The sequence below is a fragment of the Aminobacter sp. J41 genome (assembly GCF_000526635.1).
In the GTDB taxonomy this organism is placed as follows: domain Bacteria; phylum Pseudomonadota; class Alphaproteobacteria; order Rhizobiales; family Rhizobiaceae; genus Aerobium.
Window position 1 is genome coordinate 28,994 of record NZ_JAGL01000024.1, and the last position, 25,372, is coordinate 54,365.

The following is a 25,372-nucleotide window of genomic DNA, read 5'->3' on the forward strand; positions in this document are numbered from 1 at the left end:
CACGGTCACAAAATTTTTAACACGTAAAAAATTGCGGATGCAAGAATATCACGTAGCGGCTTAGCAACCTTGGTTAACGGCTTGTTTACCATGTGCAGTGGATTGTGCGGGCATCGGTGATCCGTGTGATTTTGTCTGTTGTTGATCACGGATTTGTCATCGGGGGATTCGTCGGGGGATGACGCCTGGCCAAGCACGGCTTGCGCAAGTTCCGGCGTCTCCAGGGCTTAGGTTTGGGAACGCGCCGGATATCCGGTCAGCAAGGCGGCAGCGGACGTGTCGATGAACAACAGGCGCTCTTATCTGGATTCGATAAATGCAGGCCGGCGTCGTCGCCCGAGCACCTCGCTCGAGCAGCTGAATGAGACCCTGAACGAGCTGGAGAGCCGGATCAGGCGTCCGTCCGAATTCCGTGAAAGCGGCAGGAGTTCCGACCGTGATCGCCCTTTCCGTGATGCGCCGCATGATGAAGCCATTGAACGCCGCTGGGATGAACTCTCCCGTCGCGCGGCGCCGCGCACTGATGAGCGCATGGTCGACGAGTTGCGTTCGCTGCGCGAGGAAGTGCGCACGCAAATGACCACGGGCCTGCGCCGCGAGTTCGCCGCACTGCGCGACGAGATCGAACATGCGCTGCGCGGCAGCGGCAACTCTCAGCACGCCGCGGAGCTCCGCGCCGAGTTCGAGCGCCTTTCCGGCATGATCCACCATCTCGCCGAGCAGAGCGACGACCGCCACATCAACCTGCTTCGGCAGGAGATGGAGGAGGTGAAGGGCGCCCTCGGCAAGCTTGCGCGCGAAGAGACGATCCAGTCCTTCGATCGCCGCTGGGACGAGTTCGACCGTCGCTGGAACGACATTGCCCAGAAGTTCACCGCGCCGCAGCGCAATCCGGCCGATGACGCGGCCCTGCAGGCCCTGAGCATGCGTGTGGATGAGATCGCCGGCCTGATCGAGCGGCTGCCGAGTTCGGTTACGCTGCGCTCGCTCGAAGAGAAGATGAAGATCCTCTCCTCGGCAGTCGACCAGTTCACCCACCAGCAGGACCGGATCAGTTCCGAAGCGCTGGAGGCAATCGAGGAACGCCTCAACGAGATTTCGCGCGCGGTCGCCGCGACCGCCGTCACCGCCAATTCGGTATCGTTCGATCCGGAGCCCTTCGAGCGCATCGAGGCCCGCATCTCGTCGCTCGCGCGCCAGCTGGGCTCGGTGGTCGAGGACAATCCGGCCAATGCGCTTGCAAGCCAGCTCGCCGACCTCGGCCATCGCGTCGAGGAGATCGCCCGCCGCGTCGACATGCCGGACGAAATCGTCAACCGGCTCGCCGGCCAGATCGACATCATCTCGCGCAAGCTCGATGAGACGCCGGCTGGCCCGGACCTTGATGCCGTGTTCGAGGGCATCGACCGCCGCTTCGCGACGCTTGCCGCGATGCTGGAGCAGCGCCACGAGGATGCGCAGGAGCAGGGGCAGGCCTTGTTCCGCGATCTCGAACGCCGTCTGGGGGATGTCACTTCGCGCCTCAGCGAACGCGAGACCAACGCAAATTTCGTCCAGAGCGAGCATCTGCTCCAGGCAATGGACGACCGCTTCGCGGAACTTGCGAGCCGGCTGGAGCGCCAGCAGGTCGCCGCACAGCCGGCGCCGGGTGTTGATCCCGAACTGATCCGCAGCCTCGAGGCGCAGATCGCCGGCCTCGCTTCCCAGATCTCGAGCCCCGATCTCTCGCAGATAAATCCGCGCCTCGACCGCATCGAGGATACGATCGAGGAGAACCGTCGTCTCGTCGTCGAGGCCGCGCGTCTGGCGGCCGAGGAGGCGGTGCGCAACATCGCGCCGACGAGCGCGGCCAACGACGCCGTCATCGCCTCGCTGACCGACGACCTGAAGACGCTGGAAGCGCTTGCGCGACGCTCCGAGGATCGCAACACGAAGACCTTCGAGGCGATCCACGACACGCTTCTGAAGATCGTCGACCGCCTCAGCATGCTTGAAGCCGCACATGAGGGCGGCAACGGCGAGCAGCGCGAGCGCGTGCGCGCCGCGATTGCCGAGACCCCCGCTTTTGCGCCCGTCGAGGAAGAACTGGCGCTTGAGCCTGCTGTGGCGGTTGCGGCTGCTGCCAAGGCATCCGCTGCGATCCAGGCCGCGCGCGAGGAGGCTGTCGCCAAGGATACCGGCAAGAAGTCGGTGCTGTCGGGCCTGACGAAGGCGCTGGGCCGCAAGGGCGGCAAGGACGAGGCCGACATCGCTGAGCCCTCGCCGACGGCTGTCATGGAGCAGCAGTTCGCCGCGCCGACGGTTGAAATCGATGCCGCGATCGATCCGAGGATCGTCAACGAGCCGCTGGCGCCGGGTTCGGGCGCGCCTGACCTCAACGCGATCATGAAGCGCGTTCGCGGCAACAAGGGCGGTACGGGATCTGCAGCCGACAACGAGATTGCCAAGGCGGACTTCATCGCCGCCGCGCGCCGTGCCGCACAGGCTGCCGCCGCCGAGGCGGGCAACACAGCGAAGGCCGCCGCTGCCGAGAAGCCTGCGAAGGAAGGCTCTGCCGTGAGCCGCATCCTTGGCCGCAGCCGCAAGCCGCTGCTGATGGGCGTCGCGCTGCTCGCGATCACGGTGCTCGCGCTGCAGATCGGCAAGAATTTCATGGGCGGTGGCGAGGTCGTCGACCAGGCCGCCTACGAGAGCGAGGACGCCTTCCAGGCGAACGTCCCGGCTGAAGGCACCGACAACGCGGAAGCCGCCGGCACGCCGACGATCAACCGGGAACTTCCGGTCGAAGGTTCGGTCGCCGCCATCCCAGAGCGGGCCGAAACGACGGTTGAGCCGGTTGCGGAGGCGCCGAAGCAGGACGAGATGGCCTGGCTTGATCCGAACGCATCGCAGCCGATGCCGGGGCCGGTTGCCGTTGCTGCCCAGCCGGTGGAAGAGATCGATATTCCAGCCGAGCCGACCGAAGAGCAGCTTGCCGCGATCCCGGATGCCATCGGCCCGGTCGCACTGCGCGAGGCCGCAGCTTCCGGCGACCCGAAGGCTCTGTTCGAGATCGGCAGCCGCTATGCCGAGGGCAGGGGCGTTCCCGCTGACATGGCCGAGGCGGCAAAGTGGTATGAGCAGGCGGCTGACGCTGGCCTTGCACCGGCTCAGTACCGGATCGGCAATCTTTATGAGAAGGGTATTGGCGTCGAGCGCGACGTCGCGAGGGCAAAGACCTGGTACCAGCTCGCCGCAGCGCAGGGCAATGCCAGCGCCATGCACAACCTCGCCGTCCTGTTCGCGATGGGCGCCGATGGCGTCAGCGACCATGAGTCGGCCGCGCGCTGGTTCCTCGAAGCAGCCGAGCTCGGAGTGCGCGACAGCCAGTTCAACCTTGGCATTCTCGCCGCCAAGGGCGTCGGGATGAAGCAGAACCTCGAGGATGCCTACAAGTGGTTCGACATCGTTGCCCGCCAGGGCGACAAGGACGCTGCCGAAAAGCGCGACGAGGTCGCCAAGGTGATGAAGCCTGAGGCGCTGGAGCGCGCACGCAATTCGGCCGAACTCTGGCAACAGCGCCAGATCGACCCCGAGGCGAACACGGTTGAAATTCCCGAAAGCTGGACCACCGGCCACGAGACGACCGCCAGCATCGACATGAAGCAGGCGGTGCGCAACATCCAGCGCATCCTGAATTTGCAGGGCTTTGATGCCGGCGTCGAGGATGGCGTCATGGGCCAGCGCACCAAGGATGCCATCAAGGCCTTCCAGAAGGCGAACGGCATACAGCCGACCGGCGAGGTCGACGAGCCGCTGGTGCGCGCCCTTCTGGCAAAGCGCGACGCCAAGGGTGCCTGACGCGCGCCATATGGTAAGCGAGACGCCAACTTTGCTATCTTAACGACCGTCGGTTGCCCCCGCTGCCGATGATTCGCAAACACTCATTCTCCAGGAGGGAGATGATGCTCAAGGAATTTCAGGAATTTATCGCCAAGGGCAACGTCATGGACCTTGCCGTCGGCGTGATTATCGGCGGTGCGTTCGGCCTGATCGTCTCATCGCTGGTCGATGACATCATCATGCCGATCGTCGGCGCGATCTTTGGCGGCTTCGATTTCTCGAACTACTTCCTGCCGCTGTCTTCCAACGTTACCGCCACCTCGCTTGCTGCTGCGCGCGAGCAGGGCGCGGTGTTCGCTTATGGCAACTTCATCACCGTCGTCATTAACTTCCTGATCCTGGCATGGATCATCTTCCTGATGGTCAAGGGCGTGAACACGATGCGCCGCCGCCTCGAGCGCCAGAAGGCCGAGGAGCCGGCAGCTCCGCCGCCCGCCGACGTCCAGCTGCTCACGGAAATTCGCGACCTGCTGGCCCGCAAGTAAGCTCCGGCTAACAGACAAAGAAGAAGCCCCGGCGCGATGCACCGGGGCTTTTTGCTTGGGAGGCAAACATGAAGGGTCGGATCAGCCGCCGGCTTTGGAGACGACCAGCGGAACGACCCGATCCGAACGGGCAGGCTCGCTCGGAGCCGATGCGTCGCGGAAGGGAATGCCGAGCGCGGTCCAGGTCTCGACCAGCGCGTCGCGAAGTACTTCGATCAGCTTGTCGTCGTGGCACGGCGTCGGCGTGATGCGCAGGCGCTCGGTGCCGCGCGGGACGGTCGGGTAGTTGATCGGCTGGATGTAGATGTTGTGCTTGGCGAGCAGACGGTCGCTCGCCATCTTGCAGAGCTCCGGATCCCCGACCAGCACCGGCACGATGTGCGTCTGCGACGGCATGACCGGCAGGCCGGCAGCCGACAGAACGTCCTTGGTCCGCTGCGCCTGGCGCTGCTGCGCGTCGCGCTCGACCTGCGACGTCTTGAGGTGACGGATCGAGGCGGTCGCCGCTGCGGCGATTGAAGGGGGCAGGGCGGTCGTGAAGATGAAGCCCGGCGCGTAGGAGCGCACGGCGTCGATGACTTCGCGGGTGCCGGTGATGTAGCCGCCGAGCGCGCCGAAGGCCTTGGCCAGCGTGCCCTCGATGACGTCGATGCGGTGGGCGAGGCCCTCACGCTCGGTGATGCCGCCGCCGCGCGCGCCGTACATGCCGACCGCGTGCACTTCGTCGATATAGGTCATCGCGTTGTACTTGTCGGCGAGGTCCGCGATCTCCTTGATCGGGGCGACGTCGCCGTCCATCGAGTACACGCTCTCGAACACGATCAGCTTGGCGCGTTCGTTGCCAGCCTGCTGCAGCAGGCTTTCCAGATGCGCAACGTCGTTGTGGCGGAAGATCTTCTTCTCCGCGCCCGAGCGACGCACGCCCTCGATCATCGAGGCATGATTGAGCTCGTCGGAGAGGATCAGGCAGTTCGGCAGCAGGCGGCCGATCGTCGAGATCGCAGCTTCGTTGGAGACGAAGCCCGAGGTGAAGACGAGGCCGGCTTCCTTGCCATGCAGGTCGGCGAGCTCAAGCTCAAGCTCGACCAGCGGGTGGTTGGTGCCGGAGATGTTGCGCGTGCCGCCCGCGCCGGAACCCATGTTCCCGGTCGCGTTCTGCGACGCTGCAATGACGTCCGGATGCTGGCCCATGCCGAGATAATCGTTGGAACACCAGACCGTGATCTCGCGCGCCTCGCCTTCGGAGCGCCAGATCGCCTGCGGGAAGCGGCCCACAATCCGTTCCAGATCGGCAAACACGCGATAGCGCCGCTCCTCGTGGAGTTGACGGATCGCTTCCTCGAAAAATCGCTGGTAATTCATTTCGCTTTCCTAAGAAATGCGGCCGGAAAATAGTACCACCGGCTCGCCGCGTCCACGCACAGCGTGTGGTCAAATTGCCACGGCAGATTTTGCGCGTTTCTAGGCCCTTAAGCCTGACATCCATTTGATCTGACGCAAATGGATCCCGAAAATTTCGGAACCATCCCCCACTACCCACGTTCGCAAGACGGGTCCGCCTGACGACGGGCCTTTCGAGTCGTGCCCCCCGGCACGTTGATGTTTTGCAACAGGAGATTTCCCGGAACCGTGTGTGGGATTTGTGGTGAAGTACGTTTCGATGGCGCGCAGCCTTCTGCGATAGCCCAGACGAGGATGATGGACGCGCTTGCGCCGCGCGGACCCGATGGATCAGGACTAGCGATTCACGGCAATGTCGCGCTGGGGCACCGGCGGCTCAGGATCATCGACTTGTCGGAAAAGGCGCGCCAGCCAATGGTCGACGCAGAACTCGGCCTCGCCATCGCCTTCAACGGCTGCATCTACAACTATCCCGAACTGCGGGCAGAGCTCGAGGACAAGGGCTACCGCTTCTTCTCGACCGGCGACACCGAGGTGATCCTCAAGGCGTGGCATGCCTGGGGGAAGGAGTGTGTGAAGCGCTTCCACGGCATGTTCGCCTTCGTGATCCATGAGCGCGACTCGGGGCGCGTCGTGATGGCGCGCGACCGGTTCGGCATTAAGCCGCTCTACATCGCCGAAACGCCGCATTCGCTGCGCTTTGCCTCGTCGCTGCCGGCACTGCTGCAGGCGGGCGAGGTTGATACCTCGATCGACCGCCATGCGCTGCACCACTACATGACCTTTCACGCGGTCGTCCCGCCGCCGCGCACGATCATCAAGGGCGTGCGCAAGCTGCCGCCAGCGACGATCCGCGTCATCGAACCGGACGGCACCAGGGAAGACAGCGTCTACTGGGCGCCACCCTACCAGCGCGATCCGCAATATGCGGGGCTCTCGTCGACCGACTGGCGCGACATGGTGCTGGATGCGCTGCGCACTTCCGTGAGGCGCCGCATGGTCGCGGATGTGCCCGTTGGCGTGCTGCTGTCGGGCGGCGTCGATTCCAGCCTGATCGTCGGCCTCTTGGCCGAGGAAGGCCAGCACGGCCTCGCCACCTTCTCCGTCGGCTTCGAGGAAGCCAACGGCGAGAAGGGCGATGAATTCCAGTACTCCGACCTGATCGCGCAGCGCTACGACACGCGCCACCACAAGATCTTCGTCGGTTCCGACCGGCTCATCGAGGCGCTGCCCGGCGTAATCGGAGCGATGTCCGAGCCGATGGTCTCCTACGACAATGCCGGTTTCTACCTGCTGTCGCAGGAAGTTTCGAAGCATGTGAAGGTGGTGCAGTCGGGGCAGGGCGCGGACGAGGTCTTCGGCGGCTACCACTGGTACCCGCCGCTCGCGAACTCGAATGACGTGGTTGAGGACTACGCCCGCGTCTTCTTCGACCGTTCGCACGCGACGCTGCAGCGGCAGGTGAATGCCGACTGGCTGCCGGACGCGGATGTGAGCCGTGAGCTTGTCGCCGAACATCTCAACATGCCGGGTGCAGATACGCCGGTCGACGCGGCGCTCAGGCTCGACAGCCAGGTGATGCTGGTCGACGACCCGGTCAAGCGAGTCGACAACATGACGATGGCGTGGGGCTTGGAAGCGCGCGTGCCCTTCCTCGACCACGAGCTGGTCGAGCTCGCTGCAAAAATCCCACCCGAGGAAAAGCTGCACAGCGGCGGCAAGGGCGTCCTGAAGGAAGCCGCGCGGCTCGTCGTGCCGCATGAGGTCATCGACCGGCCGAAGGGATACTTCCCCGTACCGCAGCTCAAATATGTCGACGGCCCGTACCTCGAGATGGTGCGCGATGCGCTGGGCTCCCGCGTGGCACGCGAGCGAGGGCTCTTCCGCGACGACTATCTCGACGAACTTTTCACCAACCCTTCCGACCACATCACGCCGCTGCGCGGCTCGGAGCTTTGGCAGGTCGGACTTCTCGAAATGTGGATGCAGAGCCATGGGATCTAGTCGAATGGCGCGTAGCGAACGGCCGCAGGCGCACCGGCTTCAGCGCTTTCACGCACAGTCGCGCGGTCCCGCCGGACTGGAGCCGCCGCAGTCAGCGGCTTGTGTCGATTGCGGCTGGGGCCGGCTGATCTTCTCGCACACCTTCGACAACCCGCAGGACGTGGTTGCCGCACTGCGCGAGGAGGGACCGGAGCGAAGGGACATCGCCTTCTATGTCCGCGACCCGCATGTGCTTCTGGCGGCAGCACCGCAGGAGATTTTCCTCGACCCGTCGCACACCTACCGGCTGGATCTCGCGACCTATCGCGCCAGCCGCCGCCAGACGCGCGGCTTCTTCATCCGCCGGTTGTCGACCGAAGCCGATGCACGCGCGGTGAACCGCATCTATGGCTCGCGCGGCATGGTGCAGGTGCGGCCCGACTTCTTCTGGAGCAACCGTGACAGTCGCGCGCTCACCTATCTCGTCGCGGAGGATGAAAACACCGGCGAAATCATCGGTACCGTAACCGGTGTCGATCATCCGCGTGCCTTTTCCGATCCCGAGCAGGGCTCGTCGCTCTGGTGCCTAGCGGTCGACCCGCAAGCAAAACATCCCGGTATTGGCGAGATGCTGGTGCGGCGTCTGGCAGAGCATTTTTCGGCTCGCGGGCGAGCGTACATGGACCTTTCGGTCCTGCACGACAACGAGAACGCGATCCGGCTCTACGAAAAGCTCGGCTTTCGCCGGGTTCCGGTGTTCGCGGTCAAGCGCAAGAACCCCATCAATGAAAAGCTTTTCTCGCGGCCGCTCGAAAACTACGACCAGCTCAATCCCTACGCGAAGCTGATCGTTGATGAGGCGCACCGCAGGGGCGTGCATGTCGAGATCACGGATGCAGAGGGCGGCTTCTTCCGCCTGTCGCATGGCGGGCGCTCGGTCCACTGCCGCGAGAGCTTGTCGGAACTGACTTCGGCGGTGGCGATGTCGATCTGCGACGACAAGGCGGTGACGCGCCGGGTGGTCGAGTCGGCAGGCCTGTCGGTGCCCGAGCAGATGGTCGCGAGCGACGATGACGAGGCGCTGCAGGCGTTCATCGACAAGCATGGGCGCGTCGTCGTGAAGCCCGCGCGGGGTGAGCAGGGACGCGGCATTGCCGTGGGACTCGAGACGCTGAAAGAGACCAAGGCGGCAATAGCGGCGGCCAAGGAAGTCTGCGACCGCGTCCTGATTGAGGCCTGCTTCGCAGGAGAGGACCTTCGTCTCGTGGTGATCGACTTCAAGCTGGTTGCCGCCGCCGTACGCCGGCCGCCGCATATCGTCGGCGATGGCCGCAAGAAGATCCGCACCCTGATCGAGGCGCAGTCACGCCGCCGCGAAGCTGCGACCGGGGGCGAGAGCAAGATCCCGATCGATGGCGAGACGGAGCGCTGCCTGGCGCTTTCGGGCTACACGCTCGACAGCGTCCCGGAGAGCGGGAAGGAGATCATGGTGCGCAAGACCGCCAACCTTCACACCGGCGGGTCGATCCATGACGTCACCGACATCGTCCATCCGCGGCTGGTGGAGGCGGCGATTGCAGCGGCGCGGGCCATCGACATCCCGGTCGTCGGCATCGACTTCATGGTGAAAAGTCCTGACCAGCCCGAGTACGTCTTCATCGAGGCGAACGAGCGGCCAGGCCTTGCCAACCATGAACCGCAGCCGACAGCCGAGCGCTTCCTCGACCTCTTGTTCCCGCTTTCGGGTGCACGGGCAGCGGCGATGGCTTTGGGCCGGGCATAATGCCGATCGACCAAGCATATCTGGTGGCGCAGCTGAAGGCGCTGCTCGCGATCGACAGCCCGACTGGCTATACGGATCAGGTCGTCCGCTACTGTTATCGCGAGATCGAGCGGCTGGGGCTGACACCGGAACTGACGCGGCGCGGCGCGATCCGCGCCGTGCGCCAGGGCAGCCGCCGCAAGGGTGCGCGGGCGATCATCGCCCACCTTGACACGCTCGGCGCACAGGTAAAGCTCGTCAAGGACAATGGCCGGCTGGAACTCGTGCCGATCGGTCACTGGTCAGCGCGGTTTGCCGAAGGCGCGCGTGTGACGCTTTACAGCGAGCGCGGCAGCTTTCGCGGCTCGGTCCTGCCGCTGAAGGCATCGGGCCACACCTACAACGAGGAAGTCGATACCGCGCCGGTCGGCTGGCAGCACGTCGAATTGCGCATCGATGCGGTGACGCGCTCGAAGGAGGAGACGCTGGAACTTGGCATCGACGTCGGCGACTTCGTTGCCTTCGACACCAATGCCGAGTTCCTCGACAACGGCTTCATCTCTTCGCGTCACCTTGACGACAAGGCGGGAGTGGCGATCGCGCTTGCTTGTCTTGAGGCGCTGGAGCGGGAAGGCGCGAAGACGCCGGTCGACGTCCATTTCCTGTTCACGATCGCGGAGGAAGTCGGCGTCGGTGCCGCGGCCATCGTCACCGAAGACATCGCGGCTATGGTGACCATCGACAATGGCACGACCGCGCCGGGCCAGAACTCGTCCGAATTCGGCGCGACGATCGCGATGGCGGATCAGTCGGGCCCGTTCGACTATCACCTGACGAAGAAGCTGGTCGACCTTTGCCGCGAGAACGATATCCCGTTCCAGAAGGACGTCTTCCGCTACTACCGCTCGGATTCTGCCTCGGCGATCGAGGCGGGGCACGATATCCGCACCGCGCTGGTCGCCTTCGGCATCGACGCTTCGCACGGTTACGAGCGCATCCATACCCATGCGCTTGTGTCGGTCGCGCGCCTTGTCACCGCCTACGCCAGAAGCCCTCTGGAGATCGCGCGCGACGTGAAGGATGTGTCGACCATCGCCGGCTTCCCGCGCCAGCCGCTTGCTGAGGCCGAGCAGCCGCCGATCGATCTCGACGGCGGCGCGAACTCAAGCCCTAGCGATGGACGATGATCTGCGTGTTCTTCAGCCCCTCGCGCTGGGCGAGCTCGTAGAGGATCTTCGCATGGGCCGGGTTGAGGCGGACGCAGCCGGCCGAGGCTGGACGGCCGAGCCTGCTGATCTGGTTCGTCCCGTGGACGGCGTAGTTGCCGTTGTAGAAGATCGAATAGGGCATCGGCGCGTTGTTGTAGCGGCTCGAGCGGTGGTTGCGTGACAGCCACTTCGCGGTCCAGCTGCCGGTCGGCGTCACCTTGCCGGCGCGCGCGGTCGAGACCTTCCAGCGGTACTTGACCTTGCCGTTGTGGGTGACGGTCATCGTCTGGGTGCTGATGTCGACCTTCGCGACAACCGTCGCGGCTTCCGCTTCATGCAAGCCGATCCCCGCCGACAACAGAAGCATCGAAACAAGAGCAAAAAAGCGCATCCGCATTTCTGTGACCTGCCTCGCTCAAATGCGTTTGGGCCGGAAGTGTCCCCGAAAAATATTGAGATCTTACAAATACAGGCGCATTTCATGCGGGTTTTTTCATTGGAATACGCATGATCTTCTGTTTGAGCCCGGCGTATTGTCGCCTACAGGTTGTGGTGGTTAATCGTGGTTTAAGAATCGCTGAATAACCGTGGCTAAAACGGCAGAGATGCGAGGAGACTTTCGGCCGATGACTATGCCGCTAGTGCGATCCACCAAGGGCAACAAGCTCCTGGCCTCTGTTCAGCCGCACGCGAGGGAATTTTTCGAGCAATGTGCCGAGGTGCGCGAGTTGAAGGCGGGCGAAGTCCTCTACGAGGAAGGCGCTCCGGTTACTCATGCCATTTTTCCGCATGAGGGCGTCATTTCGCTGATCTCGCAGATGGAAAGCGGCCACAGTGTCGAAAAATCGTCAATCGGCCCCGAAGGCTTCGTTGGCTTTTCGCTGATCATGGGCGGTGGCGAGACGCTTGGGCGCTCGGTGGTGCAGATCGGCGGCACCGCAGCCTGGGTCTCGATGCAGGACCTCGACGTCGCTCTGGAGCGGTTCGTCTGCGTGCGTCAGTTCATGCTTCGCTACGCCAAGGCGCACATCGTCCAGCTGATGGAGACGGTTGCCTGCAACAGCCTGCATTCGGCCGAGCAGCGCGTGGTCCGCTGGCTCCTTCATGCGCACGACCGGGTTGCGAGCGATCATTTCCACATCACGCAGGAGGCGATCGCCTCGCTGCTGGCATTGAGGCGCGCGACGGTGAATGCGATCTGCATCGACCTGATGGAAGCAGGCGCGATCTCCTACCATCGCGGCGAGATGAACGTCGTCCGCCGCGACATTCTCGAACAGCGCTCCTGCGAATGCTACCGCCGCATCCGGATCGCGTCCGAGCGCCCGCTCGGTGGAACGGCGACGACATTCGAGGCGACGGAGGTCGGTTCCTTCTAGGCCGACTGCGCGAGTTCTTCTGACCAACCGGCGGGGCGGGGAGCATAGTTGCCCCCCCGGCTTACACCCCCCGCCTCACCGCCGGTGGCTCGGAACCTGGCGACGATGTCGGCCAGGGTCTCCGATTCAAGCGCCAGCGAGCGGCTCGCGGCGCTATTTTCTTCAATCATCGCGGCGTTCTGCTGCGTCGCGCGGTCGATCTGGTCGATCGTCGCGGACAGTTCGCCGATGCTCGCCGCCTGGGCACTGGCGAGCTTTGCTATGTTGGAAACAAGTTCTTCGGTCCTGCGCAGTTCGTCGGCAATCCCCGACAGCGCGGTTTCGGTTTCGCCGACAAGACCTACACCTTCGGACACCTGTTCGTTGCTCGAACGGATCAGCTTGGCGATCTCCTTCGCCGCCTCGGCCGAGCGCTGGGCGAGCGCCCGCACCTCGGAGGCGACGACGGCAAAGCCGCGGCCGGATTCACCAGCGCGCGCCGCCTCGATCCCGGCATTGAGCGCGAGCAGGTTGGTCTGGAAGGCGATGTCGTCGATGACGTCGATGATCTGTGAAACGCGGCTCGACGAGGCGCTGATCTCGCCCATCGCCGCGACGGTTTTGGCTGCGAGCGACGCACCGGCATCCGCCTTCTTCATGATACCGGAAACGGTGGCCGCAGCATCGGTGGCGCCCGACGCGGTTTCGCGGATGGCAGAGGCAAGTTCCGAAATGGCCGCGACCGATTCTTCCAGCGCTGCCGCCTGCCGCTCGCAACGCCGTCCGGCTTCCGAGGAGGCATTGGCAATTTCGGCGGCGCCGCTGCGCACATTGCTGGCGGCAGTGTTGACCGCTGAAATCACGCTGCGCAGGCTAGCCACTGCTGCGTTGAAGCTGGACGCGAGGTGTCCGGATTTCTCCGAGATCGACGCGTTGACCGAAACCGAGAGGTCGCCCTGCGCGAGCTGGTCGAGTGCAGCGGCAACGCCGTCCAGCGCAAAGGCAAGTTGCGACTCAGCCTCCTGCCGTTTGGCCTCGAGGTTGTCGAGGTAGACGGAGGTGGCGATTTCCATGTCGAGGAGTGCGGCCTTCACCAGCGCGCTGACGCGTGCGGGCAGGCTCTCGTCGACTTCTGCATGTGAACGCCGCAGGAACGAAGGTTGCTGCTTCTGCGAGTTGCTGTCGCTCAGCAGGCCCATCAGCAGTTCTTCAAGGACGATCGCGTAGCCGGCAATGTACCAGCGCGGCTCGAGCCCAATCTGCGCGTGAATCGCGCCGATCCTGCGCACGGCGTCGTGATAGTCTTTGGTGAATTCGCCCTTGAGGATCAGTGCCCAATGTCGTGCCTGGTGATCGGCCGCGACGTTCATGTGCGCTTCGTCGGCGAAGTAGCTCCGGAGTTTCTCGCTGCCCCGAACCTTGCGGTAGAAGCTCTCGAGTGCTGGCCTGATCAGCTTGTTGACGAGAGGCGCAGTGTCCTGCAGCGCCTGTTTGCCCTGCGCATCAAGGCCGATGAAGTCGAGGCGTTCCTCGAGCTCCCTCACTCGCTCCTGTCCGATCATGCTCCAGCCCCCGCTCGGAGTAATGCACGCTACCGTTTGTACGATACCGTGCATTCGTATAGTTAACGTTACGGAAGCTGCCGTCAAGACGCCACAAATAATTTCCGAAATCTGTCAATGAAATTTACAGAACCCGAAAATCCAAATGACTTCTTGTTACTCGAAGATCGCATCCCAACTAAAGCGACATTTTCTTCTGTTGTGTGTCGAATTACTCGGCCTCGGTGTAATAAGTGATTGTGGTAATTCGCTAACTGCACTGCGCTTGTCCCAAGCATCCATTTTTGCATAAGTCAGGAAAGTGCCCATTTGACGCGCGGATGCCGCATTAGTTCGCAGAAATATAATAAAAAATCTTAGTTTGGCGAAACTTCTTCTTCGAAGTTCCTCGCCAAGGCTGCGGCAGTTGCGCAGAGGAGCGCCGCGCCTGGCCATTGCCAGCATGGACGCAGGGACACGAATCAGGGATGGGGCACTGGCGAGGAAGTGCCAGCGTCGCCATCTGCCGCCGGCGCCGAAACTGGCCCTCACCTGCCTGCCGGCATCCTCTCCCCGTGAACGGGGAGAGGAGCGAAGCGGAGATGCCGCAGTTCCCAAGTACCGAGGCCCGAAGATGGTTTTCGGCCGTCCGTGTTGAAGATGGGGAAGAAGGCGCCAGCTGCGCCGGCGCCATGCCGGTTCAGTCTTCCGTTTCCGGGTGGCTCAGGCCGTCCTGTGCGCTCCGGATCCAGCCGCACAATGTCTGCGCCATGGCCTTCTGCGATGCCTCGTCGGCAATCAGGTCGTTGCGGACTTCGATCATGACGTTCGGCAGGCCGCGCGTCAGGGCGTGCTCGCGCAGGGTATGGGTAACGCCATCAGCCGGGCCATAGGGCTCGTTGAGCTGGACATTGTAAGAAGTCGCTTCACCGCGCGCGGCCTTCATCATGCCCTGTGCGATCCGGTCGTCCGTGTCGTGCAGGATGCCGATTTCAACCGCACGCTGTTTGCCATGGTAGATCGGCGTGAACGAGTGGACTGTCACGATTGTCGGCGTGTCCTTGCGCGCGTCGAGATGGGCGGCAAGGGCGCCCCGGAATGGGAAGTAGAATTCCTCGGCGCGGCGGTCGCGGTCTTCCTGCGTCAGGTTGGCGTTGCCCGGAACCTGGTAGACCTCGCTGACGGCGGGCATGGCCGACGGCTCGTGCGGCGGCCGGTTGCAGTCGTAGATGAGGCGCGAAGCGTTCTGGAAGATCAGCGGTGCGTCGAGCAGCCGCGACAGTTCGAGCGCAACGGCCAATGCGCCCGGGTCCCAGGCGATGTGGCTGGTCAGCGCTTCCTTTGGCAGGCCAAGGTCCGCGAATTCAGGCGGGATATGCTTGGACGCGTGTTCGCAGACGAGCAGGTAAGGCCCGGAACCGGAGGGATTTCTGGTTTCGACATATTGTCCGGCAGCACGCTTGTCGCTCATTCCAACGCCTCGTAGCTGAACCGCGCAACCGGTTCATGCGGTTGAACTAAAAGCATCATTTCAGACGCTAGGTGATAGTCAAGACGGAACTGAAACTTTCTCTTCCAAAAGCAGTGCGGTGATGCATTCTATTCAGACGCGGAAGGCGGGTGTCGGACGCAACCTGGGGAGCGTGAATGAAGAAGACGCAGGACCTCACTGTTGCCGAGCGGATGCGGGCGAGTTTCGACCGTCTGACACGCGCCGAGCGGCAGCTCGCAAACGCGATGCTGGCAAACTACCCGGTGCTGGGGCTCGACTCGATCACGGCGGTGGCGCAGGGCTCGGGCGTGTCGACGCCGACCGTCGTGCGGATGGCAAAGAAGCTCGGCTTTGCCGGTTTCCCGGAAATGCAGGCGGCGCTGCGCAGCGAGCTCGAGGCGACGATCTCTAACCCGATTGCGCGCCGTGACCGCTGGGCGCCGGCGCCGGACACGCACATCCTCAATCGTTTTGCCGAACAGGTGATGGAAAACCTCGGGCAGACGTTGCGCCAGCTGTCGCCCGAGACGTTCAACGAGGTTGTTGCCCTGCTCGGCGACCGTGAACGCTCTGTCTATATCGTCGGCGGCAGGATCACCCGCTCACTTGCCGATTACCTGTTCACGCACATGCAGGTCATTCGCAGTGGGGTGACACTGATCGCGCCCAACGCCAACACCTGGCCGCACTATGTGCTCGACATGAAGCCGGGCGACGTGCTCGTTGCCTTCGACGTGCGCCGCTACGAGCAGGAGCTGATGCGGCTGGCTGAAATGGCGCGGGCGAAGGGTGCGCAGATCGTACTGTTTACCGACCAGTGGGGCTCGCCGCTGGCGAAACAGGCGGCCCATGCGTTCCACGCGCGCATCGAGGCGCCGTCGGCGTGGGACTCGTCGGTCGTGACGCTGTTTATCGTCGAGGCGGTGATCGCCGCGGTGCAGGACGCGGGCTGGGAGGAAACGAGCGCCCGCGTCAAGACGCTCGAAGAGCTGTTCGATCAGACGAAGATGTTCCGCAAGTTCGTCTGATCGAAGAAGTCAGGCGGCGGCAATCGCCGGCAGCTGCCTGTTTTCCGATCCCTCGGTTTTGGCGGGGATGATGGTCTCCTCGTCGGAAACAGCTTCCTCGGTCTCAACGTCCTCAGAAGCCACGACCTCGGCTGCGAACTCTTCGTTCTCGGCGAAGATGACTTCTTCCTCGATGACGACTTCTTCCTCGCCCTCGGAAACGTCGCTCATCTCCGGCTTGATCTCTTCCTCGACAATCGCGCGCAGCTGTCCCGCCTGTTCGGCGACAAGACGGCCCATCTCGGCAAGCTGGGTTGCTGCCTCGATGTTGCGGTTGGTGGCGATCTTCACGCCGCCCATCGTGTACTGGGCGAGCTTCAGGGCTTCGGCCGTGTGCTTCTCGGCGCCCTTCTCGATGGCCTCTAGGTCCGTGACGACCCGCTCGGCGAGCTTTTCGGCGCGGCGCTTCAGCGTGTCCGCAGCCTCGATGATTTCGTGCGCCTTGGCATCGATCATCTCGGAAACGTGGATGCTTTCCTCGCGTCGGTTGGTCATGCCCTCGAGACGGGACGCAACCGTGTTGAAGTAGCTTGGGAAGGAGCGGTACGGCTGCGGCAGCTCGACCGTGATGCGCGAGGAGTAGGTGCCGTCGGCGAGGTGGCGCACGCCAGCTTCCATCAGGCGCGCGATGGCCGCATGCGCGCGCGCGGCGCGCTGGCGCTCCTCAAGCTCGGCCTCATAGCAGCGCAGGTTGGTTTCAAGCCGCTCGATTTCGAGGCCGCGCGGCTCAAGTTCTTTGAAGGCAAGATAGCCGGCAAGGGTGCCGACAGCGCTGAGGGACGCGAGGAAGACCGGCCCCAGGAGCAGCGCCGACAACAGCGTGCTGAGGCCAGACAGGCCCCACCATAACAAGAGATTGATCGTCAGCACGCAGCACGTCGCCGCGGTGATGATGATCGCGAACCGCACCGCCGGCGAAAGCTGGCGGGTAAGTAGAATCATGATACGCCTGACCATGTTGGGCTAACGCCTTCCTGCTCCTGTTTCCTTTCGGAGCCTAGCAGTGCAAGCTTGCACGAACCGTGCGGAAGGTGCCGGGCGGCCTGGCGAGAGTTGACAATCGCCAGCGCTCGTCTATCTCGCCGGGTCTAGTTCTCGTTCCTGCCAAAGACTGGATGCCGCATGACCAATGTCGCCCTGACGGGGCTTGCCCGTGATCTGGCGCAACGGGCCGCTGAGGGCCGCCCTGTGCGTATCGGTGTAGTCGGCTGCGGCGAGATGGGAACGGATATCGTCACCCAGGTCGCGCTGATGCCCGGCCTTGAGGTTGCCGCGATCGTCGACCGCCGCGGCGGCCGCGCCCAGGAGGCAATCGCCATTGCCGGCCGTGAGGCAGACAGCGCCGGCGAGGCGCAGAATTCCTCGCGCATGGCCGAGCTGATCGAGCAGGGCAAGACCGCGATCATCCCTGACGCCGACCTCTTGATGAACAGCCCCCACATCGACGTCGTCGTCGATGCGACCGGCAAGCCGGTTGCGGGCGCCGAGATCGGCTTGAAAACCATCGAGCACGGCAAGCACCTCGTCATGATGAATGTCGAGGCGGACGTGACCGTCGGCGCCTACCTGAAGCAGGCCGCCGACAGGGCCGGCGTCGTCTACACCGTAGGTGCCGGTGACGAGCCGTCGTCCTGCATGGAGCTGATCGAGTTCGTCACCGCGATGGGCCACACGGTCGTCGCCGCCGGCAAGGGCAAGAACAACCCGCTCAACCACGACGCGACGCCCGACCAGTACCGCGAGGAAGCCGAGCGCCGGAACATGAACCCGCGCATGCTGGTCGAGTTTGTCGACGGCTCCAAGACCATGGTCGAGATGACGGCGATCGCAAACGCGACTGGCCTCGTGCCGGATCTTCCCGGCATGCACGGACCGGCAGCTTCGCTGGAAGACCTGCCGCGGGTTCTTTGCCCGGTCGAGGATGGTGGCATCCTCTCGCGCAAGGGCGTCGTTGATTATTCGATCGGCAAGGGCGTGGCGCCCGGCGTGTTCGTGATCGCGGAAATGGCGCATCCGCGCCTGCGGGAGCGCATGAACGACCTGAAGCTTGGCGAAGGGCCGTATTTCACCTTCTACCGTCCGTATCACCTTACCAGCCTGGAAGTGCCGCTGTCCTGCGCCCGCGCCGTGCTCTATGGCAAGGCCGACATGGTGCCGCTGATCAAGCCGGTGGCCGAAGTCTGCGCGGTCGCCAAGCGCGACCTGAAGCCTGGCGAACATCTCGATGCGATTGGCGAGTACACCTATCGCTCGTGGGCGATGTCGGTCGAGGATGCGCGCGCGGCGAACGCCGTTCCGTGCGGCCTGCTTGAGGGCGGCACCGTAACTGCGCCGATCGCGAAGGGCGAGCTCATCACCTACGCCAATGCCGCTCCGCGGCCGGATTCCCCGCTGGTTGCCCTGCGCCGCAAGCAGGATGAGATGGTCGCGGCGCTGGGCTGATCGATCGTTTTACTTGCCAAGTTCGATGGAGCGCAGCCGGGCTGCCTCCACGGCCTCGGTCACCAGCTTCTTCAGCCGGTCCTCGCCCATCAGCACGTCGAGCGCAGCGGCGGTCGTGCCGTTCGGGCTGGTCACCTGGCGCCGCAGCTCGCCCGGCTCCGTGCGGCTTTCGGCAGCAAGCGAGGCTGCGCCGAACACGGTCTGCATCGCCAGCAGCTTCGCGGTTTCAAGCGGAAGCCCGGCGTTTTCCGCCGCAGCCGTCAGGCACTCGATGAAGTGGAAGATATAGGCCGGGCCCGAGCCCGAGACGGCTGTCACCGCATCCATCAGTGACTCGTCGTCCACGGAAGCCACCTCGCCGTTTGTCGCCAGCAGATCACGGACGAATTTTTCGGCTTCCGCCGATACCTTGCCGTTGGTGACGGTGACCATCATGCCCTTGCCGATGGCGGCGGGGGTGTTCGGCATGCAACGGACGATCGGCGTGTCGCTGCCGAGGATTTTTTCATAGGCGGCGATCGGCGTGCCTGCTGCGACGGAGAGGTACGTCGCGTTTGCGTTGTACTTCGCGTAGGCTGGGATAACGTTGAGGATCACCTGCGGTTTGACCGCGAAGACGACGAGCTTCGGCGCCGCGTCGGCGGGAGTTTCATCTGCCGAGGCAAGCGCCGTGACGCCAAGCTTTGCGGCGCGTTCGCGCAGGGCATCGGCGGGTTCGACGACGACGGTCTCGGCCGCCTTGATAAGACCGGACTTCAGCCAGCCTTCCAGCATGGCGTAGCCCATGTTGCCGCATCCGACGAGCACCAGTTTCGCTGACATTGTTCTTCTCCGTGAGTCGCGTGGCGTGAGAACAGCACTCCGGCCAGCCCGCGTCTAGTGCCTGCCACTTCTGGTTGTACTGCGGATTAACCTTTTGTTACCCATCGTTGTTTAGCTTGGCTTAACGATTGCGGGCAGCCGCCCGCGTTCCGCGAATTTGCAGGCTCCAATGGCGGGTTCCGAAAGACATCTCAAGCAGGGTCGGGCGCCGTCGCTTCTGACGATGGCTTCGCTTTATGCCGATCAGCGCGCGAGTGCGCGGGAAGACGTTAAGGAATCGATTGCTGCTGTTAACGCTGGCGAGGCGCGCGACGCGCGGCCGACCGTTGCGCCTCAACCGGTGATGGAAGCGCCGCAGCAGCAGTATCAGCCCGAGCCTCAGCCGCAGTTCTACGCGCAGCCCGAACCCGCGCTGGACCAGTCCGTAAGCGAAATCCGTACCTCGATTGCCGACGAACTGCTGGCAAAGCCGGTCATCGCTCCCGAGACGCCGACGGTGCGCAGCAGGCTCGCAAGCCCACTGGCGCTGGCGCTCGCCGGCGCGCTGGCTGGCGCCGCGATCGCGCTTGCCTGGCCGCAGTCTTATGTCGCGACCTCCGAACTGCTAATCGAGCAGGGCGGCGTCGACAACCAGCTGCGCATGCTGCGCTCCGGCTCGACGCTGTCGGCGGTGGCCGACAAGCTCAACCTCGCCGCTGACCCCGAGTTCAACGGCGCGCCGAACGGCATCCTGGCGCTTTTCACCGGCGATGATGCCGCTGACCAGCGCCGACGCCGCGCCATCACCTCGCTTGGTCGCTCGCTTTCCGTCGAACAGAGCGGCAATTCTTCCGTCATCACGGTTTCGGCCAAGACCGCCGATCCGCAGAAGTCGGCGCTGATCGCCAACACCGTCGCAGCGATCTTCGTCGAGAAGAGCGGCGGCCAGGTGGCCGACGAGGCCCGCCTTACCGAGCTGCGCGATGCGGTTGCGCAGGCCGAACGCGCGGTCGAAGCCTTCAAGGCCCGCCATGAACTCATCGACGCGCAGGGCACTCTGATTACCGACGAGGAGATCCAGCGCCTCGGCGAGCAGCTTTCAGCCGCCCGCGCCCGCACCGTCGAGCTTAACGCCCGCGCCGCCTCGACGCGCGATGCCAATGTCGACTCGATCGTCACCGGTTCGCTGCCGGAGCAGGTTGCCTCGCCGACGCTGACCGAGCTGCGCGCCCGCTATGCCGCCGCCCGCCAGCAGCTCGACCGGCTGCGGGTCAAGCTCGGGCCGCGCCATCCGGAACGCCTTGCCGCCGAAGCCGAGGTCGAGGCAGCCCGCCAGGAGATTTCTGCGGAGCTGCGCCGCGTTGCCTCTTCGCTGCAGACTGAACTCAAGCGCGCCGTCGAGCAGGAACAGCAGCTTGCCGCCAAGCTCGCGCAGATGAAGGTGCGCCAGGGCAATATCGGCGACGAACTGGTCGAGCTTCGCGAACTCGAGCGCCAGGCCGCGGTCAAGCGTTCCGCCTATGAGCAGGCGCTGCAGGCAACGCAGCCGGGCACGCCGCCCGATGGTGCGCCGAGCATCATCTCGCAGGCTGAGCCGCCTCTCAATTCCAGCAGCCCCTCGGTTCCGCATCTTGCGGGGGCTGGCGGTCTCGCAGGTCTCCTGTTCGGCTTCGGTTTTTCGTCCCTGCGTCGTCGCAGGCGCGAGGAAGTGGCAGCAGGCAGCGACGCTTCGGCGACGGAGCATCAGGAAATCCCCGAATATTCCGACCTTTACGCGCAGGACACAGGCAAGGACCCCGCCACCATGTATGCCTATCCGCACCACCAGCATCCCGCCGCCCCGCAGCAACAGCCGGCGCAGACCGCACATGGCGTAGCGCCCGCCGCGCAGCAGCATTATCCGGCAGCGCCCGGCTATCCGCAGATGCACGCGGCACCGCTGTATCCGGCGCCGATGCCGCCCATGCAGCCGCAGATGATGCCGCAGCCGATGCATCCGCAGCCGGTGCCCGCATGGCCTTATCCGCAACCGGCGCAGCATCCCTATGCGGCAATGCCGATGCCGCAAATGCCCATGCCCTACGATCCGTGGGCGGCGATGCGCGGCTGGGCACAGATGGTGCCGCCACCGCAGCCCCAGCCGATGCCGCAGGTGATCGTCGTCCAGGTTCCGCAGCCGGTGCAGCCGCAGGCGGCCGCGCTGCCCGCACCGCAAGTGATCCACGCCGTGCCCCAGCACGTCTCGACCCATACGCCGCAGCATCCGCAGGCGGCCAACGAGTCGCGGTGGACCGACCAGGACGCCTATGTCGACGAGCGCACCGACGCGGCGATCAACGAGATCCGCCGCAGCCTGCGCGAGTTCCGCGAAGCCATCGAGGACTTCGCGGACGAGAGATCTGTATACAATCCGAAGCATCGCCGCTTCGGCTCTTGAGATTTCTTCCTGTCGCAGCGTAAAGAACCCGCGACGCAATAGAGCGCGTTGTTCGCGGCGCAAGGTGCTATACCCTGCGCCGTCTTCGCCTCTCGGGGGGAGGCGCCATCCGCAGCGATCGGGAAGAGAAATGGCCGAAATTATCGACGGTAAGAAAGTCGCCGAAGACGTCGTGGCGACGGTGAAGAAAGCCTCTGAGGAGCTGACGGCAAAGGGTGTAACGCCCGGTCTGGCCGTCATCATCGTTGGCGAGGATCCGGCAAGCCAGGTCTACGTCGCCTCGAAGTCCAAGAAGGCGAAGGAGTGCGGCTTCAAGTCCGTCCAGCACACGCTGCCGGCCGAGACATCGCAGGCCGAGCTGGTCAAGCTGATCGACGAGCTCAACGCCGACAGCTCGATCCACGGCATTCTCGTCCAGTTGCCCCTGCCGGGCCACATCGACTCCGGCGCCATCATCCAGGCGATCGCTCCGGAAAAGGACGTCGACGGCTTCACCTTCGCCAATGTCGGCAAGCTTGGCACCGGCGAGGTCGAGACCGCCTTCGTACCCTGCACCCCGGCCGGCTCGATGCTGCTGATCGAGCGCGTGCGCGGCGCTGACCTGTCAGGTCTCAACGCCGTCGTCGTCGGCCGCTCGAACATCGTCGGCAAGCCGATGGCGAACCTGCTGCTCGCCGCCAACTGCACCGTCACTGTCGCGCACTCGCGCACCAAGGACCTGCCGGCGCTCTGCCGCACCGCAGACATCCTCGTCGCTGCCGTCGGCCGTCCGGAGATGATCAAGGGCGACTGGGTCAAGGAAGGCGCGACCGTCATCGACGTCGGCATCAACCGCATCCCGGCGCCCGAGAAGGGCGAGGGCAAGTCGCGCCTCGTCGGCGACGTCGAGTTCGAGGGAGCCTCGAAGGTCGCTGGCGCGATCACCCCGGTTCCGGGCGGCGTCGGCCCGATGACAATCGCCATGCTGATGGCAAATACGCTCGTGTCCGCCTGCCGCGTTGCCGGCGTCCAGCCGCCGAAGTTCTGAGACTTCTTTTAAGCAGATACAGCAAAGGCCGGGTCACTCCCGGCCTTTTTGCTTCTTCATCTTCTTCTTCCCGATTGCGACGCGAATTTTCCTCGACTAGCCTCGGTTGCGAAGGGCGGGTTCTGCAATCTCAGGGAGGCAACACTTTATGAGAGGACTACTCAGAAGCATCCTGCTCGGCGGGATGCTTGCAGTCTCGGGCACTGCGGCCACTGCTGCTGACCGCGCCATCATCGTACTCGACGGTTCCGGCTCCATGTGGGGCCAGATCGGCGGTAAGCCGAAGCTGGAGATCGCGCGTGAAACGCTGCGCAACGTGCTCTCCACCCTGCCGGACGATCTCGAACTTGGCCTGATGGCTTACGGCCACCGCCAGAAGGGCGTCTGCTCCGACATCGAGCTGATCGTCGAGCCGGCCGCCGGCATGGGATCGAAAATCGCCGACGCTGCCGACAGGATGCGCTTCATTGGCATGACCCCGCTGTCGGATGCCGTGAAGCAGGCTGCCGAGTCGCTGCGCTACACCGAGGAGAAGGCGACTGTCATCCTCATCACCGACGGCATCGAGACCTGCAATGCGGACCCCTGCGCGCTCGCCAGCGAGCTTGAGCAGTCGGGCGTAGACTTCACCGCGCATGTCGTCGGCTTCGGCCTGTCCGAGGCAGAAGGCCGCAAGGTCGCATGCCTTGCCGAAAACACCGGCGGCAAATTCATCCAGGCGAAGGATGCGGGGTCGCTGAAAGATGCGCTGACGCAGACCGTGGCGGCGGCTCCGGAGCCGGAACCTGAACCCGAGCCAGAACCGACGCAGGCCGTGCTCGAGTACAACTTCGTGCCGACCGTTGCCCTGTCAGAAGACACGGATGATCTCAAGGACGGCCCGACCTGGGAACTCTACAAGGCGCAGCCGGATGGTTCGGCAGGTGAGCGCATCACAACCCAATTCAACGACTGGAAGACCAACCTCGAGCCGGGCAATTATGTCCTCAGAGTCCGGTACGGGCACGCCGAGAGCACGCAGCTTGTCACGGTCGAGGAGAACCAGCTCAACGCTCCGCATTTCATCCTGAATGCCGGCAGGGTCATCATCCGCCCGCGCGAGCATGAGGGCGGCGAGGTCAGTTCAGGTGCGACAATCCGCTTCGAATATGACGGCAAGTCCGAGAACGAATACGGCGAGACCGACGTCATCCTGCCCGCCGGCGAGATCAAGGCGACGGTGACGATCGGCGAAGGTTCGACTACCGAGACCTTCCGGCTGGAGGCGGGCCGCACCGTCGAGAAGGACATTGTCGTGGGTCTCGGCCGTGCGGCGATCACCGTCTCCTATGTCCCGGGCATGGTGCTTGAAAGCGGCGCAACCATCCACATCCAGAAGGCGGCAAAGCGCATCGACGGAACCCGCGAGACCGTCCGCACCGATTACAACTCTGCCGACGTCGCGCTTCCGGCTGGCGACTACTATGCCGAGGTCAGCTACCAGGCTGCGGCCGGCGGTGCGCCGTTCAGCGTGAAGGTCGGCGAGCGGACCGAGATCGAGATCCCCCTCAACGCCGGTGTTCTCGCCGTCACGGCGCCCGAAGCGGCGATCACCCGGGTCTACAAGGCGCAGAAGGACCTTCAGGGCAACCGCAAGCAGGTCGACTACAGCTACGACGCCGAATTCCAGACCACCCTGAACGGCGGCGACTATGTCGTCGAGGTCGAGTACAGCGGCGACAAGCCGAAGGTCGAGAAGGCCATTTCGGTCAGGGAAGGCGAACGGGTCGAGATTACCGTCCCCTGAGAACAGGCCGTGAGTGGGGGGCTTTTGCTCGCGAGGGGCGTACGCATCAGCCCCCTCCGCCGCCTGCGGCGGCACCTCCCCCGCTTCGGGGGGAGAATCTGGGGCGTGCCGGTGGAGGACAGCTCACTCAATTGGGAAGCGCTCCATGAGGAAGCCCTCAGGAAAGACGGCGGGGCATAACGTATTTAAGATCCTCGACGCCCGGGTCCTCCCCCACAAAGTGGGGGAGGGGGACCATGCGAAGCATGGTGGAGGGGGCTGCCAGAGCGCGACGTTTGTGTTGTCCGGATAGCGCGTTTCCTGCACCGATGGCGCGCTGCCTCCTGTAGCCTATCCCGCAACGCTGGCACGCTGCCGAAGCGTTCCGGCATGGCAACTGTGTTTGTCAGGCGAAGGCTTTGCCGTCCCGGAGCATGGCGTTGAGGACGGTGACGAGCTTTCGGGCGACGGCGATGATGGCGACCTTCTTCGAGCCNGAGCGCNGGGCAATGNCACTGTAGAAGTCCTTGAAGCGCTGGTTTGCCCGGATGGCTCCAAGCGCTGCCATGTAGAGTGCCTTGCGCACCCGCGGCCTTCCGCCAGCAATGGCGCGCCGGCCGCGCTTCTGACCGCTGTCGTCGTTGAACGGCGCAAGCCCGGCAAGTGCCGCCGCCGTCTTCGGCGACAGCCGTCCCAGTTCCGGCATGTGGGCAAGAAGCGT

Annotated in this window: 18 protein-coding genes; 11 read left to right on the forward strand and 7 right to left on the reverse strand. The window is 64.1% G+C overall.

Annotated elements, in window-relative coordinates; all coding sequences use genetic code 11:
* Nucleotides 1–282 precede the first annotated feature (282 nt).
* Together L630_RS0115275 and mscL are read left to right on the forward strand one after the other, a co-directional pair.
* Nucleotides 283–3,840, forward strand: a complete 3,558-nt coding sequence (locus tag L630_RS0115275; protein ID WP_024849115.1) for a peptidoglycan-binding protein — start codon at nt 283–285, stop codon at nt 3,838–3,840.
* Between the two features lie 104 nt (nt 3,841–3,944).
* Complete coding sequence (mscL, locus tag L630_RS0115280) at nt 3,945–4,367, forward strand: large conductance mechanosensitive channel protein MscL (protein ID WP_024849116.1); 423 nt, start codon at nt 3,945–3,947, stop codon at nt 4,365–4,367.
* Nucleotides 4,368–4,448: 81 nt separating this feature from the next.
* Here mscL and hemA read toward each other — a convergent pair whose 3' ends face one another.
* Nucleotides 4,449–5,729 (reverse strand): 5-aminolevulinate synthase, encoded by a 1,281-nt coding sequence (gene hemA, locus L630_RS0115285; RefSeq protein ID WP_024849117.1) that lies wholly within the window; start codon nt 5,727–5,729, stop codon nt 4,449–4,451.
* A gap of 267 nt (nt 5,730–5,996) precedes the next feature.
* Here hemA and L630_RS0115290 point away from each other — a divergent pair, with 267 nt between their 5' ends.
* From L630_RS0115290 to L630_RS0115300, 3 genes are read left to right on the forward strand one after another with little or no spacing between them, the layout of a single operon-like run.
* Nucleotides 5,997–7,772, forward strand: coding sequence for an N-acetylglutaminylglutamine amidotransferase (locus L630_RS0115290; protein WP_024849118.1), 1,776 nt, complete (start codon nt 5,997–5,999; stop codon nt 7,770–7,772).
* A gap of 4 nt (nt 7,773–7,776) precedes the next feature.
* Nucleotides 7,777–9,534, forward strand: coding sequence for an N-acetylglutaminylglutamine synthetase (gene ngg, locus L630_RS0115295; RefSeq protein WP_024849119.1), 1,758 nt, complete (start codon nt 7,777–7,779; stop codon nt 9,532–9,534).
* On the forward strand, nt 9,534–10,700 hold the full coding sequence (locus L630_RS0115300) for an osmoprotectant NAGGN system M42 family peptidase (RefSeq protein WP_024849120.1): 1,167 nt from the start codon (nt 9,534–9,536) through the stop codon (nt 10,698–10,700). Before ngg ends, L630_RS0115300 begins: the two co-directional genes overlap by 1 nt.
* On the opposite strand, the gene L630_RS0115305 is transcribed toward L630_RS0115300, so the two are convergent.
* Nucleotides 10,684–11,112: a L,D-transpeptidase gene (locus tag L630_RS0115305; RefSeq protein WP_024849121.1), complete on the reverse strand. Its 429-nt coding sequence runs from the start codon at nt 11,110–11,112 to the stop codon at nt 10,684–10,686. The two genes, L630_RS0115300 and L630_RS0115305, sit on opposite strands and share 17 nt — an antisense overlap.
* Nucleotides 11,113–11,347: 235 nt before the next feature.
* Here L630_RS0115305 and L630_RS0115310 point away from each other — a divergent pair, with 235 nt between their 5' ends.
* The gene (locus L630_RS0115310; RefSeq protein WP_024849122.1) at nt 11,348–12,100 is read left to right on the forward strand and encodes a Crp/Fnr family transcriptional regulator; all 753 of its coding nucleotides are present in this window, start codon (nt 11,348–11,350) and stop codon (nt 12,098–12,100) included.
* Here the strand turns inward: L630_RS0115310 and L630_RS0115315 are convergent.
* Together L630_RS0115315 and L630_RS0115320 are read right to left on the reverse strand one after the other, a co-directional pair.
* Nucleotides 12,097–13,641 (reverse strand): globin-coupled sensor protein, encoded by a 1,545-nt coding sequence (locus tag L630_RS0115315; protein ID WP_024849123.1) that lies wholly within the window; start codon nt 13,639–13,641, stop codon nt 12,097–12,099. The genes L630_RS0115310 and L630_RS0115315 overlap by 4 nt on opposite strands.
* Nucleotides 13,642–14,320: 679 nt before the next feature.
* A complete protein-coding gene (locus L630_RS0115320; protein WP_024849124.1) occupies nt 14,321–15,091 on the reverse strand; it encodes an N-formylglutamate amidohydrolase in 771 nt (256 codons plus the stop codon).
* 176 nt (nt 15,092–15,267) lie between these two features.
* On the opposite strand from L630_RS0115320, the gene L630_RS0115325 reads away from it, so the two are divergent.
* Nucleotides 15,268–16,140, forward strand: a complete 873-nt coding sequence (locus L630_RS0115325) for a MurR/RpiR family transcriptional regulator (protein WP_024849125.1) — start codon at nt 15,268–15,270, stop codon at nt 16,138–16,140.
* A gap of 9 nt (nt 16,141–16,149) precedes the next feature.
* Here L630_RS0115325 and L630_RS0115330 read toward each other — a convergent pair whose 3' ends face one another.
* Nucleotides 16,150–17,121, reverse strand: a complete 972-nt coding sequence (locus L630_RS0115330) for a hypothetical protein (protein ID WP_144703329.1) — start codon at nt 17,119–17,121, stop codon at nt 16,150–16,152.
* A 180-nt stretch (nt 17,122–17,301) separates the two neighbouring features.
* Here L630_RS0115330 and L630_RS0115335 point away from each other — a divergent pair, with 180 nt between their 5' ends.
* On the forward strand, nt 17,302–18,621 hold the full coding sequence (locus tag L630_RS0115335) for an NAD(P)H-dependent oxidoreductase (RefSeq protein ID WP_024849127.1): 1,320 nt from the start codon (nt 17,302–17,304) through the stop codon (nt 18,619–18,621).
* Between the two features lie 9 nt (nt 18,622–18,630).
* On the opposite strand, the gene proC is transcribed toward L630_RS0115335, so the two are convergent.
* The gene (gene proC, locus L630_RS0115340; RefSeq protein ID WP_024849128.1) at nt 18,631–19,443 is read right to left on the reverse strand and encodes a pyrroline-5-carboxylate reductase; all 813 of its coding nucleotides are present in this window, start codon (nt 19,441–19,443) and stop codon (nt 18,631–18,633) included.
* A 169-nt stretch (nt 19,444–19,612) separates the two neighbouring features.
* Here proC and L630_RS22240 point away from each other — a divergent pair, with 169 nt between their 5' ends.
* The 3 genes from L630_RS22240 (at nt 19,613) to L630_RS0115355 (ending at nt 24,672) form a co-directional block, all read left to right on the forward strand.
* On the forward strand, nt 19,613–21,859 hold the full coding sequence (locus L630_RS22240; protein WP_024849129.1) for a GumC family protein: 2,247 nt from the start codon (nt 19,613–19,615) through the stop codon (nt 21,857–21,859).
* 130 nt (nt 21,860–21,989) lie between these two features.
* A complete protein-coding gene (gene folD / locus L630_RS0115350) occupies nt 21,990–22,886 on the forward strand; it encodes a bifunctional methylenetetrahydrofolate dehydrogenase/methenyltetrahydrofolate cyclohydrolase FolD (RefSeq protein ID WP_024849130.1) in 897 nt (298 codons plus the stop codon).
* A gap of 148 nt (nt 22,887–23,034) precedes the next feature.
* Nucleotides 23,035–24,672 carry a VWA domain-containing protein gene (locus L630_RS0115355; RefSeq protein WP_024849131.1) on the forward strand — a complete coding sequence of 546 codons (1,638 nt, stop codon included), beginning with the start codon at nt 23,035–23,037 and terminating at the stop codon, nt 24,670–24,672.
* A gap of 385 nt (nt 24,673–25,057) precedes the next feature.
* On the opposite strand, the gene L630_RS0115365 is transcribed toward L630_RS0115355, so the two are convergent.
* Nucleotides 25,058–25,372: transposase (locus L630_RS0115365; RefSeq protein WP_024848669.1), on the reverse strand; the 315-nt coding region annotated here is incomplete at its 5' end.

Bases quoted from the DNA above. Each gene is read 5' to 3' on its own strand.
- L630_RS0115275 (WP_024849115.1), top strand. From the start codon at position 283: ATGAACAACAGGCGCTCTTATCTGGATTCGATAAATGCAGGCCGGCGT.
- mscL (WP_024849116.1), top strand. From the start codon at position 3,945: ATGCTCAAGGAATTTCAGGAATTTATCGCCAAGGGCAACGTCATGGAC.
- hemA (WP_024849117.1), bottom strand. From the start codon at position 5,729: ATGAATTACCAGCGATTTTTCGAGGAAGCGATCCGTCAACTCCACGAG.
- ngg (WP_024849119.1), top strand. From the start codon at position 7,777: ATGGCGCGTAGCGAACGGCCGCAGGCGCACCGGCTTCAGCGCTTTCAC.
- L630_RS0115300 (WP_024849120.1), top strand. From the start codon at position 9,534: ATGCCGATCGACCAAGCATATCTGGTGGCGCAGCTGAAGGCGCTGCTC.
- L630_RS0115305 (WP_024849121.1), bottom strand. From the start codon at position 11,112: ATGCGCTTTTTTGCTCTTGTTTCGATGCTTCTGTTGTCGGCGGGGATC.
- L630_RS0115310 (WP_024849122.1), top strand. From the start codon at position 11,348: ATGACTATGCCGCTAGTGCGATCCACCAAGGGCAACAAGCTCCTGGCC.
- L630_RS0115315 (WP_024849123.1), bottom strand. From the start codon at position 13,641: ATGATCGGACAGGAGCGAGTGAGGGAGCTCGAGGAACGCCTCGACTTC.
- L630_RS0115320 (WP_024849124.1), bottom strand. From the start codon at position 15,091: ATGAGCGACAAGCGTGCTGCCGGACAATATGTCGAAACCAGAAATCCC.
- L630_RS0115325 (WP_024849125.1), top strand. From the start codon at position 15,268: ATGAAGAAGACGCAGGACCTCACTGTTGCCGAGCGGATGCGGGCGAGT.
- L630_RS0115330 (WP_144703329.1), bottom strand. From the start codon at position 17,121: ATGATTCTACTTACCCGCCAGCTTTCGCCGGCGGTGCGGTTCGCGATC.
- L630_RS0115335 (WP_024849127.1), top strand. From the start codon at position 17,302: ATGACCAATGTCGCCCTGACGGGGCTTGCCCGTGATCTGGCGCAACGG.
- proC (WP_024849128.1), bottom strand. From the start codon at position 19,443: ATGTCAGCGAAACTGGTGCTCGTCGGATGCGGCAACATGGGCTACGCC.
- L630_RS22240 (WP_024849129.1), top strand. From the start codon at position 19,613: ATGGCGGGTTCCGAAAGACATCTCAAGCAGGGTCGGGCGCCGTCGCTT.
- folD (WP_024849130.1), top strand. From the start codon at position 21,990: ATGGCCGAAATTATCGACGGTAAGAAAGTCGCCGAAGACGTCGTGGCG.
- L630_RS0115355 (WP_024849131.1), top strand. From the start codon at position 23,035: ATGAGAGGACTACTCAGAAGCATCCTGCTCGGCGGGATGCTTGCAGTC.